Origin of the sequence: Pseudomonas sp. MNR3A (assembly GCF_009650575.1) — a bacterium.
Classification (GTDB): domain Bacteria; phylum Pseudomonadota; class Gammaproteobacteria; order Pseudomonadales; family Pseudomonadaceae; genus Aquipseudomonas; species Aquipseudomonas machongensis.
The window spans coordinates 45,170-60,702 of the sequence record NZ_VZZS01000020.1 but is presented as its reverse complement, the minus strand read 5'-3'; the positions used below and the strand labels follow the sequence as shown (position 1 = coordinate 60,702).

General features: G+C 65.7%; 9 protein-coding genes. 7 read left to right on the top strand and 2 right to left on the bottom strand.

Annotated features, from left to right (window positions below; genetic code table 11):
* Positions 1-151 precede the first annotated feature (151 nt).
* From F6X62_RS15695 to speA, 4 genes are all read left to right on the top strand, one after another.
* Positions 152-1,219, top strand: a complete 1,068-nt coding sequence (locus tag F6X62_RS15695; protein ID WP_054894199.1) for a DUF2333 family protein — start codon at positions 152-154, stop codon at positions 1,217-1,219.
* Positions 1,216-1,749, top strand: coding sequence for an NUDIX hydrolase (locus F6X62_RS15690; protein ID WP_153774080.1), 534 nt, complete (start codon positions 1,216-1,218; stop codon positions 1,747-1,749). The genes F6X62_RS15695 and F6X62_RS15690 overlap by 4 nt, the downstream gene beginning before the upstream one ends.
* A gap of 209 nt (positions 1,750-1,958) precedes the next feature.
* A complete protein-coding gene (locus F6X62_RS15685; protein ID WP_054894197.1) occupies positions 1,959-2,330 on the top strand; it encodes a translation initiation factor Sui1 in 372 nt (123 codons plus the stop codon).
* 153 nt (positions 2,331-2,483) lie between these two features.
* The gene (gene speA / locus F6X62_RS15680) at positions 2,484-4,397 is read left to right on the top strand and encodes an arginine decarboxylase (protein WP_153774079.1); all 1,914 of its coding nucleotides are present in this window, start codon (positions 2,484-2,486) and stop codon (positions 4,395-4,397) included.
* A gap of 42 nt (positions 4,398-4,439) precedes the next feature.
* Here the strand turns inward: speA and F6X62_RS15675 are convergent, their stop codons facing one another.
* Positions 4,440-5,777 (bottom strand): MATE family efflux transporter, encoded by a 1,338-nt coding sequence (locus tag F6X62_RS15675; protein ID WP_153774078.1) that lies wholly within the window; start codon positions 5,775-5,777, stop codon positions 4,440-4,442.
* Between the two features lie 204 nt (positions 5,778-5,981).
* Here F6X62_RS15675 and F6X62_RS15670 point away from each other — a divergent pair, with 204 nt between their 5' ends.
* Positions 5,982-10,883 (top strand): alpha-2-macroglobulin, encoded by a 4,902-nt coding sequence (locus tag F6X62_RS15670; protein WP_153774077.1) that lies wholly within the window; start codon positions 5,982-5,984, stop codon positions 10,881-10,883.
* 58 nt (positions 10,884-10,941) lie between these two features.
* On the opposite strand, the gene F6X62_RS15665 is transcribed toward F6X62_RS15670, so the two are convergent.
* Complete coding sequence (locus tag F6X62_RS15665) at positions 10,942-11,235, bottom strand: hypothetical protein (RefSeq protein WP_054894193.1); 294 nt, start codon at positions 11,233-11,235, stop codon at positions 10,942-10,944.
* Between the two features lie 59 nt (positions 11,236-11,294).
* On the opposite strand from F6X62_RS15665, the gene pbpC reads away from it, so the two are divergent.
* Together pbpC and F6X62_RS15655 are read left to right on the top strand one after the other, a co-directional pair.
* Positions 11,295-13,655, top strand: a complete 2,361-nt coding sequence (gene pbpC, locus F6X62_RS15660) for a peptidoglycan glycosyltransferase PbpC (RefSeq protein ID WP_153774076.1) — start codon at positions 11,295-11,297, stop codon at positions 13,653-13,655.
* 252 nt (positions 13,656-13,907) lie between these two features.
* Positions 13,908-15,491: a collagen-like triple helix repeat-containing protein gene (locus F6X62_RS15655; RefSeq protein WP_153774075.1), complete on the top strand. Its 1,584-nt coding sequence runs from the start codon at positions 13,908-13,910 to the stop codon at positions 15,489-15,491.
* The last annotated feature ends 42 nt before the right edge of the window (positions 15,492-15,533 follow it).

The window sequence follows — 15,533 nt, the reverse complement described above, 5'->3', positions numbered from 1 at the left end:
CAGGCCCGATTATTCAGTTCCCGACCCATTGGTCGCTTATGCGTATGGCGGCGTCTGCTTTATAGTGCTGGGACGCGGGCTTGCCGTGGCACCCTGGCCGAGGCCTGTGGTCCAAGCCCCTGAACCGTCATGATTGATTAAGGACAACGCCATGCTGGACTGGAAAAACCGTGAGGCCAAGGCCGAGCGCCCTGAGCGCGCCGATGGCCGTGGCGCCGCCACCCGTAGCTACCTCGGCGGCCTCTGGAGCCGCGCCCTGGGCACTCTGATCGGCCTGTACCTGCTGGTGTGCATCGGCCTCGGCTGGTACTGGAGCGAAGAGCCCGACCTGTTCCCGGTGCAACAGAACGCCCAGGCTGCGGCCGAGCGTAACGGCCAGCAGATGGTGGTTGGCTATACCACCATCGAAACCCTCAAGAACGTTGCCGGCACCCTGCTCGACAAGCCGGGCGGTTATATCTCCAACGACCGCTTCCCGCCGGGGTTGTGGATGGACAACATGCCGAGCTGGGAATATGGCGTGCTGGTCCAGGTGCGCGACCTGTCGCGTGCGCTGCGCAAGGACTTCGCTCGCTCGCAGTCGCAATCGACCGAAGACGCCGACCTGGCCAAGGCCGAGCCGCGCTTCAACTTCGACAACAAGAGCTGGATCCTGCCGTCCAGCGAGTCGGAGTTCGAGGAAGGTATCAAGTCGCTCAACCGCTATCAGGTGCGCCTGGCCGCTGGCGACCAGGGCGCGATCTTCTACACCCGCGCCGACAACCTGAACAACTGGCTGGGCGACGTTGCCACGCGTCTGGGCTCGTTGTCTCAGCGTCTGTCGGCGAGCGTGGGACGGGTCAAGCTCAACAGCAACCTGAAGACCGAAACCGTCCAGGCCGGCCAGGCACCGCAGGTCGACGAGGAAATCGTCGAGACGCCATGGCTGCAGATCGACAACGTCTTCTACGAAGCCCGCGGCCAGGCCTGGGCGCTGTCGCATCTGCTGCGTGCCATCGAGGTCGACTTCGCCGACGTACTGGCCAAGAAGAACGCCACCGTCAGCGTGCGTCAGATCATTCGTGAGCTGGAAGCTTCGCAGGAGCCGCTGTGGAGCCCGATGGTACTCAACGGCAGTGGCTTCGGCATGTGGGCCAACCACTCGCTGGTAATGGCCAACTACATCTCCCGGGCCAACGCCGCAGTCATCGACCTGCGTCAGTTGCTCTCGCAAGGATGACCATCAATCCCGCCGAGGTCGCGCACCGCGCGGCCTCCGATGCCGAACTGGTGGCCTGGGTGGACGAGCACGACCAGTACCTGGGCGCACTGGCGCGGGCCGAGTTGCGCGAGCGTGGGCTGATCGGGCGCTGCACTTTCATTCTGCTGTTCAACAGCCAGGGCGAGCTGTGCGTGCACCGGCGCACCTTGAGCAAGGCGTTGTATCCCGGGTACTGGGATGTGGCGGCCGGTGGCATGGTCGGGGCGCACGAGGAGTACGCCGAGTCTGCGGCCCGCGAGCTGGAAGAGGAACTGGGCATTGCCGGCGTGACGTTGCGCTTTCACGAGAAGTTCTACTTCGACCAGCCGGGCAACCGGCTGTGGTGCGCGGTGTTCTCGGCGGTATCCGATGCGCCGCTGCGGTTGCAGCCTGAAGAGGTCATCGAGGCGCGCTTCGTCACGGTGGAGCAGGCAGAGGCCGAGAGCCGGAAGAAGGACTTCTGTCCGGACTCGCTGGCGGCGTTGCAGCGCTACAAGGCGAGCCTGTAGCAGCCGGCGCTCCCCCACGTCGCAAAACATTCGCAAAATGCCGCAATCCAGTACTTAGCAAGCCAAGGATTTATCGTTACACTGCGCGCCCTTTTCGGGCTGTCGCAACACCTGCGACAGTAGCGCCGCCCCTGCCAGAGTGGGGCTTCGCGGTCGGTCCAGTCCCCCTGTGGTCCGACCAGTTTTTGTCCTCAGCAAGAGGAACAAAAGTGGCCAAGAAAGCTTCTTCCTTCTCCGCCCTCGGCGGTCTCGTGTTTTCCACCGACGCTGGTCGGCACTGCCCCGACTGCAGCAAGCCGGTGGACGCGTGTGTCTGCAAGCAGCAACTCATCCCCGAAGGCGATGGCATCGCCCGGGTACGTCGTGAAAGCAAAGGGCGTGGCGGCAAGACCGTCACTACCATTACCGGCGTCCCGCTGCCGCTCGAGCAGCTCAAGGATCTCGCCAGCACGCTCAAGCGTCGATGCGGTACCGGTGGCGCCCTCAAAGACGGCGTCATCGAGATCCAGGGTGATCACGTCGAGCTGTTGCTCGCCGAACTGATCAAGCAGGGCTTCAAGGCGAAGAAGTCCGGCGGCTGAGCCAGCCCGCAGGATTTTTTGCCCAGTGCTTTCTAAACTCGTTTCCGTTGCCGGGGTCTACCCCCGAAGACGGACGAATCGTCATTTTCAGCTTCTACACTGCGCCCGCACCCATCGCGGGGCAGTGTCTTGACTTATCTATAGGGGACTTGAATGTCCGTACGACGCACACGCAAGGACGATGGCAGCCAATGGACCGTGGCCGACAGCCGCAGTGTTTATGGTATCCGCCATTGGGGCGCTGGTTATTTCGCCATCAATGAAGCCGGGCGTGTCGAAGTACGCCCTAACGGCCCCGACAGCGCGCCGATCGATCTCTTCGAGCAGGTCGACGAGTTGCGCCAGAGTGGCCTGTCGCTGCCCCTGCTGGTCCGCTTCCCGGACATCCTGCAGGACCGCGTACGCCAACTGACCGGTGCCTTCGACGCCAACATCGCACGCCTGGAGTACCAGAGCCAGTACACGGCCCTTTATCCGATCAAGGTCAACCAGCAGGAAGCGGTGGTCGAGAACATCATCGCCACGCAAAACGTCTCGATCGGCCTCGAAGCCGGCTCCAAGCCCGAGCTGCTGGCCGTGCTGGCGCTGGCGCCCAAGGGCGGCACCATCGTTTGCAACGGCTACAAGGACCGCGAGTTCATCCGCCTGGCGCTGATGGGCCAGAAGCTCGGCCACAACGTGTTCATCGTCATCGAGAAGGAGTCCGAGGTCGCCCTGGTGATCGAGGAGGCCGCCGAGCTCAAGGTCAAGCCACAGGTCGGCCTGCGCGTGCGCCTGTCGTCGCTGGCGTCGAGCAAGTGGGCCGACACCGGGGGCGAGAAATCCAAGTTCGGTCTGTCGGCTGCGCAGTTGCTGTCGGTGGTCAGCCGCTTCCGTGATGCCGGGCTCGACCAGGGCATCCGCCTGCTGCACTTCCATATGGGCTCGCAGATCGCCAACCTGGCCGACTACCAGCACGGCTTCAAGGAAGCCATCCGCTATTACGGCGAGCTGCGTGGCCTGGGCCTGCCGGTCGATCACATCGACGTCGGTGGCGGGCTGGGCGTTGACTACGACGGTACCCACTCGCGCAACGCCAGCTCGATCAACTACGACATGGATGACTATGCCGGCGTGGTGGTGGGGATGCTCAAGGAGTTCTGCGACGCCCAGGGCTTGCCGCACCCGCACATCTTCTCGGAGAGCGGCCGCTCGCTGACCGCACACCACGCCATGCTGGTGATCCAGGTCACCGACGTCGAAAGCCACAACGACGAAGTGCCGACCATCGAGAACAAGGAGGCGCTGCCCGAGACCGTGCAGTGGCTGGCCGACTTGCTCGGCCCGACCGACATCGAGATGGTCACCGAGACCTACTGGCGCGCCACCCACTACATGGGTGACGTGGCCGCGCAGTATGCCGACGGCAAGATCAGCCTCTCCGAAAAAGCCCTGGCCGAGCAATGCTACTTCGCTGTGTGCCGTCGCCTGCACAACTCGCTCAAGGCTCGCCAGCGTTCGCACCGTCAGGTGCTGGACGAGCTCAACGACAAGCTGGCCGACAAGTACATCTGCAACTTCTCGGTGTTCCAGAGCCTGCCGGACACCTGGGCCATCGGCCAGGTACTGCCGATCATCCCGCTGCACCGCCTGGACGAAGAGCCCATGCGCCGCGCGGTGCTGCAGGACCTGACCTGCGACTCCGATGGCAAGATCAACCAGTACGTCGACGAGCAGAGCATCGAAACCAGCATGCCGGTGCATGCGGTGCGCGAAGGCGAGGACTACCTGCTGGGTGTGTTCCTGGTCGGCGCCTACCAGGAGATTCTCGGCGACATGCACAACCTGTTCGGTGACACCGACTCGGTGAACATCTACCAGAACGCCGACGGCAGCGTGTACCACGCCGGCATCGAGACCCACGACACCATCGAGGACATGCTGCGCTACGTGCACCTGTCGCCGGAGGAGTTGATGACTCACTACCGCGACAAGGTCGCCAGCGCCAAGATCAGCGCCCGGGAGCGGACCCAGTTCCTGGATGCGCTGCGTCTGGGCCTGACCCGCTCTTCGTACCTGTCGTCGTGATCGGCGGGCCGCTCCTGCAAGGTTTGCAGGAGCGGCCCTGCTTCAACCGATCCATGCTGCCCGCTGTTGCAACCGCCACCCCACCCACCCCAGCGTCACCGCGCGCAATCCCATGAATCCGAGAAACGCCAGCCACAGTCCATGGTTGCCGAACCCTCGCAGGGCGAATGCCAGCGGCAATGCGATCGCCACCGATACCAGCATCGCGTTGCGCATTTCGCGGGCACGCGTCGCACCGATGAACAGGCCATCCAGCAGATAGCTCCACACCGCTACCAATGGCAGCAGCGCCAGGTAAGGCAGGTAGGGGTAGGCCGCGTCACGCACGCTTTGGATATCGGTCTGCAAGTCGATGAACAGGTGCCCACCCAGCAGAAACAGCCCGGCAAAGACCAGGCTGACGATCAGCGACCAGCCACAGGCGACCACCAGCGAGCGGCGCAGGGTGTCGCGCTCACGTGCGCCGATGGCGTGGCCGCACAGGGCCTCGACCGCATGCGCCAGGCCGTCCAGGGCATAGGCAGTCAGCAGCAGGCCATTGAGCAGCAGCGCGTTGGCCGCGACCGTCGCCTCGCCCAGGCGCGCGCCCTGCACGGTGATCAGCAGGAACACCAACTGCAAGGCCAGGCTGCGCAGAAAGATATCGCGGTTGACCGCCAGTAGCGGGCGCCAGGCCTGCCAGCGTTTCAGCGCGGCCCAGGCGATGCGTCCCGGATAGGCGCGCAGCGCCGGGCGGGTCAAGGCAAGGCCCAGCAGCGCCGCGCTCCATTCGGCGATCACCGAGGCCCGCGCCGAACCGAGTACGCCCCAGTCCAGTCCGAGCACGAACCACAGGTTGAGGACGATGTTCAGCAGGTTGGTGGTCAGCAGGATCGCCAGCGGTGCGCGGGCGTTCTGGGTGCCGAGGAACCAGCCGACCAGGGCATAGCTGGCCAGTGCCGCTGGCAGCCCGAGCAGGCGGGTATGGAAGAAGTCTTCGGTGGCGCTGTGCAGCGCTTCGCCGGGTTGAATCATGTGCAGCGCAAACTGGCTGAACGGCAGGGCAAGCAGGCCGATCAGTGCGGCGAACGCCAGCGCCAGCAGCAACCCTTGTACAAGCACCTGGCGCAGCGCGGCGCCGTCGGCGCGGCCGGCGGCCTGGGCGGCAAAGCCGGTCGAACCCATGCGCAGGAACCCCATCAGGCCGACCATGAAGGTGAACAGTGTGGCGCCGACGGCGACGGCACCGAGCTGGTGGGCGTGGGGCAGATGGCCGATGACCGTGCTGTCGACCAGTGCCACCAGCGGCACCGAGATGTTCGAAAGGATCATCGGCGCGGCCAGGGCCCAGACCTTGCGGTGGGTGAGGCGGTGGTGCCAGTCGGTGAGCAGTGAGGGCATGCGGGAGTGCTTATCCTGTGGGAGCGGGCTTGCCCGCGAAGGGGCGCATGGCGGCCCCGGTTTTCGGCTGGTGGCCATTGTACCGGCCAGGCAACCAATCCGTGCGAACGCGGTCTCATTTGCCACTGCAGCGCAGGTAGCCTGCCGTACGTTGCGCTATAGTTCCTGCCCTCACCACCCTGCTGCCGAAGAGTCCTCTCTCCCATGTTCAACAAAGGATTGTTGCTGGCCTGCGCGCTGGCCCTGCTCAGTGCCTGTGATTCCTCCTCCAAGGACGCCCCCGCGCCGGCGGAAAAGCCGGCGGCCAGCGCGCCAGCCGAAGCCAAGCCCGCCAAGCGCGAGGACCCGGCAGCGCTCGCCAAGCGCTACGCCGACCGTGAGCTCGACGTGCTGGACGTCTCGGAGGTCCAGCTCGACGGTGCCAGTACCCTGTCGATCAGCTTCTCGGTACCCCTCGATGCCAATCAGGACTTCGCCGCCAAGGTGCACCTGGTCGATACCGTCAAGGGCAAGCTCGACGGCGCCTGGGAACTGTCCGACAACCAGATGGAACTGCGCCTGCGCCACCTCGAGCCGCAGCGCAAGCTGGTGCTGACCGTCGACAAGGGCCTGCTCGCGGTCAACGGCAAGACGCTTCAGGGCGAGTCGGTCAGCCGCCTGGAAACCCGCGACATGCAGCCGACCATCGGCTTTGCCAGCCGTGGCTCTTTGTTGCCCACCCGCCTGGCCGAAGGTTTGCCGGTGATCGCCCTGAACGTCGACAAGGTCGATGTCGAGTTCTTCCGGGTCAAACCGGAAATGCTCTCGACCTTCCTGGTCAACTGGGGCCGTAACAGCAGCCTGTACTACTACCAGTCCAAGGAAACCCTGGACATGGCCGAGCTGGTCTACAGCGGCCGCTTCGACCTGAACCCTGCACGCAACACCCGCGAAACCGTGCTGCTGCCGATCGCCGGGATCAAGCCGTTGCAGGAGCCGGGCGTCTACCTGGCGGTGATGCGCGCCTCCGGGACCTACGACTATTCGCAACCGGCGACCCTGTTCACCCTCAGTGATATCGGCGTGTCCGCCCACCGCTACCGCGACCGCCTCGACGTGTTCGCCCAGGCCCTCGAGGGCGGCACGGCCCTGAGTGACGTAACCCTTGAACTGCACGACGACAAGGGCAAGCTGCTGGCCCAGGCCAAGACCGATGGCAAGGGCCATGCCGAGTTGCCGATCACGGCCAAGGCCGACACCCTGATCGCCACCCAGGGCGTGCACACCACGCTGCTGCGCCTGAACACCGCCGCACTGGACCTGGCCGAGTTCGACATCACCGGCCCCCAGGCCAACCCGCTGCAGTTCTTCATCTTTGGCCCGCGCGACCTGTATCGCCCCGGCGAAACCGTGCTGCTCAACGGCTTGCTGCGCGACCAGGACGGCAAGCCGGTCAAGGCCCAGCCAGTGACGGTCGAAGTGCGTCGCCCCGATGAGCAGGTCAGCCGCAAGTTCGTCTGGGAGGCTGACCAGAACGGCTTGTTCCAGTACCAGTTGCAACTGGCCAGCGAAGCGCCCACCGGGCGTTGGCAGCTGCTGCTCGACCTGGGCGGCGGCCGCAAGCAGGTTTACGAGTTCCTCGTCGAAGATTTCCTGCCCGAGCGCCTGGCGCTGGAGCTCAAGGGCAGCAAGACACCGCTCAGCCCCGAAGAAACCGCGCGCATCCAGGTCAATGGTCGCTACCTCTATGGCGCGCCTGCCGCCGGCAACCGCCTGAGCGGCCAGGCCTACATCCGCCCGCTGCGTGAAGCCGTGCCGGCGCTGCCGGGTTATCAGTTCGGCTCGGTCACCGAGAGCGAGCTGACCCAGGACCTGGAACTCGATGAAGTCACCCTCGACCAGGCCGGCAAGGCCACTGTCGATATCGAGAGCCGCTGGGCCGAGGCCCGCTCGCCGCTGCAACTGACTGTGCAGGCCAGCCTGCAGGAGTCTGGCGGTCGACCGATCACCCGTCGCCTGGAGCAGCCGATCTGGCCGGCCGATCGCTTGCCGGGCCTGCGCGGCCTGTTCGATGGCGAAGAGACCGACAGCGATGCCCCGGTGCAGTTCGAGGTGCTGGTCGCCGATCGCGACGGCAACAAGCTCGCCGCCGACGACCTCAAGGTGCGGTTGATCCGTGAGCGGCGCGACTACTACTGGAACTACTCGCAGAGCGATGGCTGGAGCTACAACTACAACGAGAAATTCCTCACCCAGAGCGAAGAAACCATCAGCATCAAGGCCGGTTCCACCGCCAAGCTGACCTTCCCCGTGGAATGGGGCCCATACCGCGTCGAGGTCGAAGACCCCGAGACTGGGCTGGTATCCAGCGAGCGCTTCTGGGCCGGCTACCGCGCCCAGGACAACGCCGAAGGCGGCGCGGTACGCCCGGACCAGGTCAAGCTGGCACTGGACAAACCGTCCTACGCCGACGGTGCTACCGCCAAGGTCACCGTCACGCCGCCTGCCGCAGGCAGCGGCTACCTGATGATCGAGTCGAGCGACGGCCCGCTGTGGTGGCAGGAAATCGACGTACCTGCCGAGGGCAAGACCTTCGAGGTCGAGCTGGACAAGAAATGGGCCCGTCACGACCTCTATATCAGCGCCCTGGTGATTCGTCCGGGCGAGCGCAAGGTCAATGCCACGCCCAAGCGTGCCGTCGGTGTGCTTCACCTGCCGCTGGACCGTGCCGAGCGCAAGCTCGCGGTCAGCCTGCAGGCGCCGGAGAAGATGCGTCCCAAGCAGCCCCTGACCGTCAAGCTCAAGGCCGTCAATGCCGATGGCAGCGTGCCGAAACAGGTGCATGTGCTGTTGTCTGCGGTGGATGTGGGCATCCTCAACATCACCGACTTCAAGACCCCCGACCCCTTTGCCAGCCTGTTCGGCCGCAAGGCCTACGGCGCCGACCAGTTGGACATCTACGGCCAACTGATCGAAGCCGGCCAGGGGCGTCTGGCGAGCTTGGCCTTCGGTGGCGACGCCGCCATGGCCAAGGGCGGCAAGCGCCCGAACACCACGGTCACCATCGTCGCCCAGCAGAGCCTGCCGGTAACGCTCGATGAGAAAGGCGAAGGCCAGGCCACGGTCGATATTCCTGACTTCAACGGCGAACTGCGTCTGATGGCGCAAGCCTGGACCGACGAGCACTTCGGCATGGCCGAAGGCAAGACGGTCGTAGCGGCACCTCTGATTGCCGAGCTGTCGGCGCCGCGCTTCCTTGCCGGTGGCGACCAGACCCGCCTGGCCCTGGACCTGGCCAACCTGTCTGGCCGCGCCCAGCAGCTCAACGTGCAGGTGACGACCGATGGGCAGCTCGACCTCGCTGGGGCTGCCCAACAGAACATCAACCTCGCCGAGGGCCAGCGCAGCACCTTGATGATCCCGGTCCAGGCCCGTGGTGGCCTGGGGCAGGGCAAGGTACACGTGCGTGTCGATGGCCTGCAGTTGCCGGGCGAGACGGCCACTGGCTTCGAGCGCGAATGGACCCTGGGTGTGCGCCCGGCGTATCCGGCCATGCTCAAGCACTACCGCGTGGCGCTGAAGGACCAGCCTTGGACCCTGCCAGAGAATGAGCTGGCCGAGTTCGAATCGGCAGGCCTTGAAGCCAGCCTGGCGCTGTCGAGTCGCCCGCCGCTGAACCTGGCCGAACAGATCCGCGCTCTGGAAGCCTACCCTTACGGATGCCTTGAGCAGACCACCAGCGGCCTGTACCCCTCGCTCTATGCCGATGCCGACAGCCTCAAGCGCCTGGGTATCAAGGGCGAACGGGCCGATGTGCGCAAGCGCAAGATCGAAATGGGCATCGAGCACCTGCTGGGCATGCAGCGCTACAACGGCAGCTTCGGCCTGTGGAGTTCGGACAGCGAGGAAGAGTACTGGTTGACCGCCTACGTCACCGACTTCCTCCTGCGTGCGCGTGAGCAAGGCTACGGCGTGCCTGCCGATGCCTTGAAGAAGGCCAACGAGCGGCTGCTGCGCTACCTGCAGGAACGCAACCTGATCGAGGTCGACTACAGCCAGGACGCCGAGCACACCCGCTTCGCCGTGCAGGCCTACGCCGCCCTGGTGCTCGCCCGCAGCCAGCAGGCGCCGCTGGGTGCGCTGCGCAGCCTGTTCGAGCGCCGCAGCGACGCCCGCTCCGGCCTGCCGCTGGTGCAACTGGCGGTGGCACTGGACAAGATGGGCGACAAGCCGCGTTCGCAGCAGGCGTTGCAGGCCGGTCTTTCCATCGGCCGCGGCAAGGGTTGGCTGGCCGACTACGGCAGCGCCGTGCGTGACCAGGCACTGATCCTGGCCCTGCTGCAGGAGAACAACCTGGCCAGCAACCAGGTCGATCAGCGGCTGTTTGCGCTGTCCGACGAACTGGCCTCCAACCGCTGGCTGTCGACCCAGGAGCGCAACGCGCTGTTCCTCGCCGGTCGTGGCCTGCTGGGCAAGCCCGAAGGCAACTGGCAGGCGCGCCTGGACAGCGCCGGCGAGGTTCGCGAGTTCAACAACGCCGAATCGGGCATGAAGCTCGAAGGCCCGTTGCTGGCATCGCCGCTGAGCATCCAGAACCAGGGCAGCGAGACCCTCTACCAGCAACTGACCCTGTCCGGTTATCCGCGCCAGGCACCTGCGGCCAGCAGCAATGGCATGGAGATCCGTCGCGAATACCTGGGCATGAACGGCCAGACCCTGGACCTGCGCAACCTGCGCAGTGGCGACCTGGTGCTGGTGCACCTGGCGCTCAAGGCCCAGAGCCAGGTGCCGGATGCGCTGGTGGTCGACCTGCTGCCGGCGGGCCTGGAGCTGGAAAACCAGAACCTGGCGCAGAGCGCGGCCAGCCTCGACAACGCCAGTAGCGCGGTCAAGCAATGGCGCGAATCGATGCAGAACGCCAGCGTGGTGCACCAGGAATACCGCGACGACCGTTATGTGGCCGCCCTCAAGCTCGACAGCTACGGCACCACGCACCTGTTGTACCTGGCGCGCGCAGTAACGCCGGGCAGCTATCGCATTCCGCCGCCGCAGGTGGAGTCGATGTACCGGCCGAACCTGCAGGCAGTGGGGGATAGCCAGGGCGAGATGGTGGTGCGTAGCCGTTGATGCGACTGTGGGAGCGGGTGACTCCGCTCCCACAGGTTCATGGATGGCGGGCCTTGGGTCAGTGAATGATCCAGCTCAACACCCACAAGCCCAGCACCAGCCAGATGATGCCCATCACGATCGACGCCCGCATGAACGCCCGGATCGCCGAGTACAGCAGCATCAGCCCGACGATCAGCGCAAGGATGCTGACCAGCGAGGTGTCCATGCCCAAGGTGCGCGCCAGCCCGTCGATGAAATTGCCGCCGGCATTGGCCAGCAGATTGAACAGCCCGCTCATGATATCGACGATGAACTTGATCACCGCGCCCAGCGCCTGGCCCAACCACTCGAAAAACCCTTCTACATGCATAGCTGCTTCCTGATGATCATCCCAAGCCTTTGGCCATCGTTCGATGGGGTCGGTTCCCGATGCCAGGCGCAAGCATAGTTCGCCCGCGTACGCGCAGCGCAAGGATCTTGCGTGGTATCGGCATTACTGTGTTGTCGAGCGTCGTCTTGCTGTGGCTGGCGGATCGCCTGTGGCCGTTGCCGATGCCGGGTGACGACCTGGCGCGGGTGGTGCTCGCCGAGGACGGCACGCCGCTGTGGCGCTTCGCCGATGCCGATGGCGTGTGGCGCTATCCGGTCAGCCCCGAGGAAGTATCGCCTTTGTATCTGGAGGCGCTGCTCACCTACGAAGATCGCTGGTTCTACGACCATCCCGGGGTCAACCCGCTGGCCCTGGCTCGCGCGGCCTGGCTGAACCTGCGTGGCGGGCGCGTAGTGTCCGGCGGCAGCACGCTGTCGATGCAGGTAGCACGTTTGCTCGACCCCCATGATCGCACCCTGGCCGGCAAGCTGCGTCAGCTGTGGCGTACGGCGCAACTTGAATGGCACCTGTCCAAGCGCGAGATCCTGCAGATCTACCTCGATCGCGCGCCCTTCGGCGGCACCCTGCAGGGCGTCGCTGCCGCCAGTTGGGCCTACCTGGGCAAGTCGCCCAAGCACCTCACGCCTGCCGAAGCGGCATTGCTCGCCGTACTGCCCCAGGCGCCCAGCCGCCTGCGCCCGGATCGCCATCCCGAGCGTGCGCAGCGTGCCCGCGACAAGGTGCTGCAACGCCTGGCCGACTACCAGGTGTGGCCTGAGCAGCGGATTGCCGAGGCGCGCGAGGAGCCTTTGTTGCTCGCCCCACGCCAGGAGCCGGCGCTGGCGCCACTGCTGGCTCGGCGGCTGAACACGGCGGACAGCCCGACGCTGATCCGCACCACGCTCGATGCATCGTTGCAGCGTCGTCTCGAAGACCTGCTGCTCGGTTGGCGTGCACGCTTGCCCGAGCGCACCTCGGCGGCAATCCTGGTGGTCGAGGCGCAGACCATGGCCGTGCGTGCCTACCTGGGTTCCATCGATCTGGGCGATGAGCGCCGCTTCGGCCATGTCGACATGGTGCATGCCCTGCGCTCGCCGGGCTCGACCCTCAAGCCGTTTCTCTATGGCATGGCCCTGGACGATGGGCTGATCCACTCCGAATCGTTGTTGCAGGATGTGCCGCGTCGCTATGGCGACTATCGTCCGGGCAACTTCTCGATGGGCTTCAGTGGGCCGGTGTCGGCCAGTTCGGCGCTGGCGTTGTCGCTCAACCTGCCAGCGGTTCAGTTGCTCGAGGCCTATGGGCCCAAACGCTTTGCCGCGCAGATGCGTATCGGTGGGGTGCCGCTGATACTGCCGCCACTGGCCGAGCCGAACCTGTCGCTGATTCTCGGCGGCGCGGGCAGCCGCCTGGAGGACCTGGTGGGTGGCTATGCCGCGCTGGCGCGTGAAGGCAAGAGCGCGAAGATCCGCCTGCAGCCCCAGGACCCGCTGCTGGAGCGGCGCCTGTTGTCGCCGGGTTCGGCGTGGATCGTGCGGCGTATTCTCAGCGGCCAGGCGCGTCCGGACCGCGATCCGCACGCCGAGCTGGTGCAGCGCCCGCAACTGGCCTGGAAGACCGGCACCAGCTATGGCTTTCGCGATGCCTGGTCGGTCGGGGTCGGCCCGCGGTACATCATTGGTGTTTGGATAGGCAGACCCGATGGCACGCCGGTGCCGGGCCAGTTCGGCCTGGCTTCGGCAGCGCCGCTGATGCTGCAGGTGCACGACCTGCTGAGCAACCGCGACAGCCAGCGCGGTGTTGCCGTGCCCGTGGAGAACGTGCCGGGCAGTGTCGGCGTGGCAGCGATCTGCTGGCCCCTGGGACAACCGATGAATCGTCAGGACCCGCAATGCCGCCGCCAGCGTTTTGCCTGGACCCTCGACGGCACCACGCCGCCGACCTTGCAGGCTGCCGACCAGCCGCTGGGGTTGGGCCTGCGCGAAACGGTATGGGTCAATGAGCGCGGCTTGCGGGTCGATGCCAGCTGTCGGGGGGCGAAAGCATTGGAAATTGCCCTCTGGCCTGCGCCTCTGGAACCGTGGCTGCCACGGGTAGAGCGGCGTAGTGCGCGGCTGCCGATGGTCGATCCTGCCTGTCCACCGCAGGTGCCGCCCAGCGCGCCGCCGCTGTCGATCGTCGGTGTGCGAGCAGGCGACAACTTGCGCCGGCCGCTCACCAGTCACGAGCCACTGCAACTGCACGTATCGGCACTGGGTGGGGCAGGGCGGCGCTGGTGGTTCCTCAATGGCCAGCCGCTGGGCGAGACCGAAGGGCAGGACAGCCTGCTGGTGCGTTTCGAGCAGTCAGGCCGCATCGAGTTGAGTGCGTTGGATGAGAGCGGCGAGACGGCACGGGTCGAGTTCCAGGTGGCGGAGTAGCCGCTCTCAGCCAGCGCTTCCTTGTACTAATGACATGGTATTAAACCTTTCGGCCAGCCATTCGGGCTGCCCTCACAACTCACTGAATTTCATAGGCTTTCCAGCGCCGTCAGCACCTTATTCCCCCGTATTAATACCAACTTACGACCTACCGCCGTCGAACCGCCGGAGCTTCACTGCTGACTGAAGGCATAACGCTGGCCAGCCTGGCCAGCGCGCCTATCCAACAACAAAGCAGTGCGGGAGTCGCCCATGAAAACTCAGGTTTGGATGAAAGCGAGTACGGCATTGGCGCTGGTGATGGCCCTTGGGCTTGCCGGGTGCAGCAGCGGTGGTGGTGGTCATCACAGCGAGGTTGATGGCTCGTCCACCGATGGTGGCGCTGGTGCAGGTGCAGGCGGCGGCTCCGACGGATCGGGCGGCAGCGGTGGTGATGGCGGCGGTATGGCGGGTGGTGGCAACGGCGCAGGCAACGGTGGCACTGGCGGTGGCACCGGTGGTGGAGATGGTACGGGAGGCGGTGGTACCAATCCTGGTAACGGTGGCGGAACGCCAGGCGGTGGTGATGGTGGTACGGGTGGCGGTAATACGCCGACCCCGCTGGTCACCGGTCAGGTCGTCGGCCAGGTCGGCAATACCGTTTCCGGCCTGGGCGATGGTGTCAGCAACCTGGGTGAGATGATCGGCTCGCTGCCGGTGGCGGGGAACACTTCGCTGACCGGCGGCGTCGGTTCGCTGGTGTCGTCCACGGGTGATGCAGTCAGTAGTGTCGGCTCCGGCCTGAGCGAGGGGCTTGGGCAACTGGGCACCGGAAACAATGCCGTTGGTACGACACTCGGCGTGGTGGGGGCAGCCACTTCCAACCTCGGGACCGGCGTATCCGGCCTGGGACAGGGCATAGGGGCGCTCGCAACGAGCTCACCGGTCGAGCAGGTTCCATTGGTCAACCAAGTGGTGGCAGGCGCCGGGCAAGGCGTCGACCGTGTCGGTCAGGCGGTCACCATGCTGGGCAACACGCTGACCCCTGTCGGTACCAGCGGCCCGCTGGCGGGCGCCACGCAGGGGGTAAGCAATGCGTTGGTGCCGGTGGTGTCGCTGGTGGAAAACACCACTGCCAATGTCACCCGGCAAACCGGGCTCGCTGGCCCGCTGAACCAGACCCTCAACCAGGTCGGCGGGGCGCTCGACCAGGCCGGGCAACAGGTTGCAGGTACCGGCAACGGCAATCCATTGACCAGTACGCTCGGGCAAGTGGTGAGCAATGTGGGTAGCACCGTCAGCACCACCAGCGGCCTGGCCCCGACAACCGGCGGCGCACGCACTGGCCTGCTGGAAACCGTGGGCGGCGTGGTTGCTGGCGCTGGCAGCGGGCTGGCGGCGGGCACTGGTAATCCGGCGGTAGCGTCGGTGGGTGGCAGCACGGGTCAGGTTGGCAACACCGTCGCTGCGCTCGGCACGGTGCTCGGTGGCAATGGCGTCACCAATACGGCAGCAGGTGCTCCGGTGGCAGCGGTGACGCAACAGGTGAGCGCCGGTGTGACGCCGGTCGTCAGTGGCGTGGCCAGTGTGACCCAGCAGGTTGGTGCTGCGACGGGCGTCGGTGCGCCGGTCGCCGGGTTGCTCAATCAGGTAGGCGGTGCGGTGGCCAGTGCAGGCAGCCAGCTTGGCGCGGCCACTGGCAACCCGGTAGTCAGCCAGGTGGGGGCGACGGTCAGTGCAGTCGGTGGCACCGTTGGCCAGGCTGGCACGCTGGTCAATGGCAGCGGTGGCCAGGGTGGCGGGCTCGGCGGCGTACTGGGCGGTGTGACCGGTGCCTTGGGCGGCGTGCAGCGTTGATAAAGTGCCCGGCGGATCTTTTTCGCTGATCCGCCGGGCGCT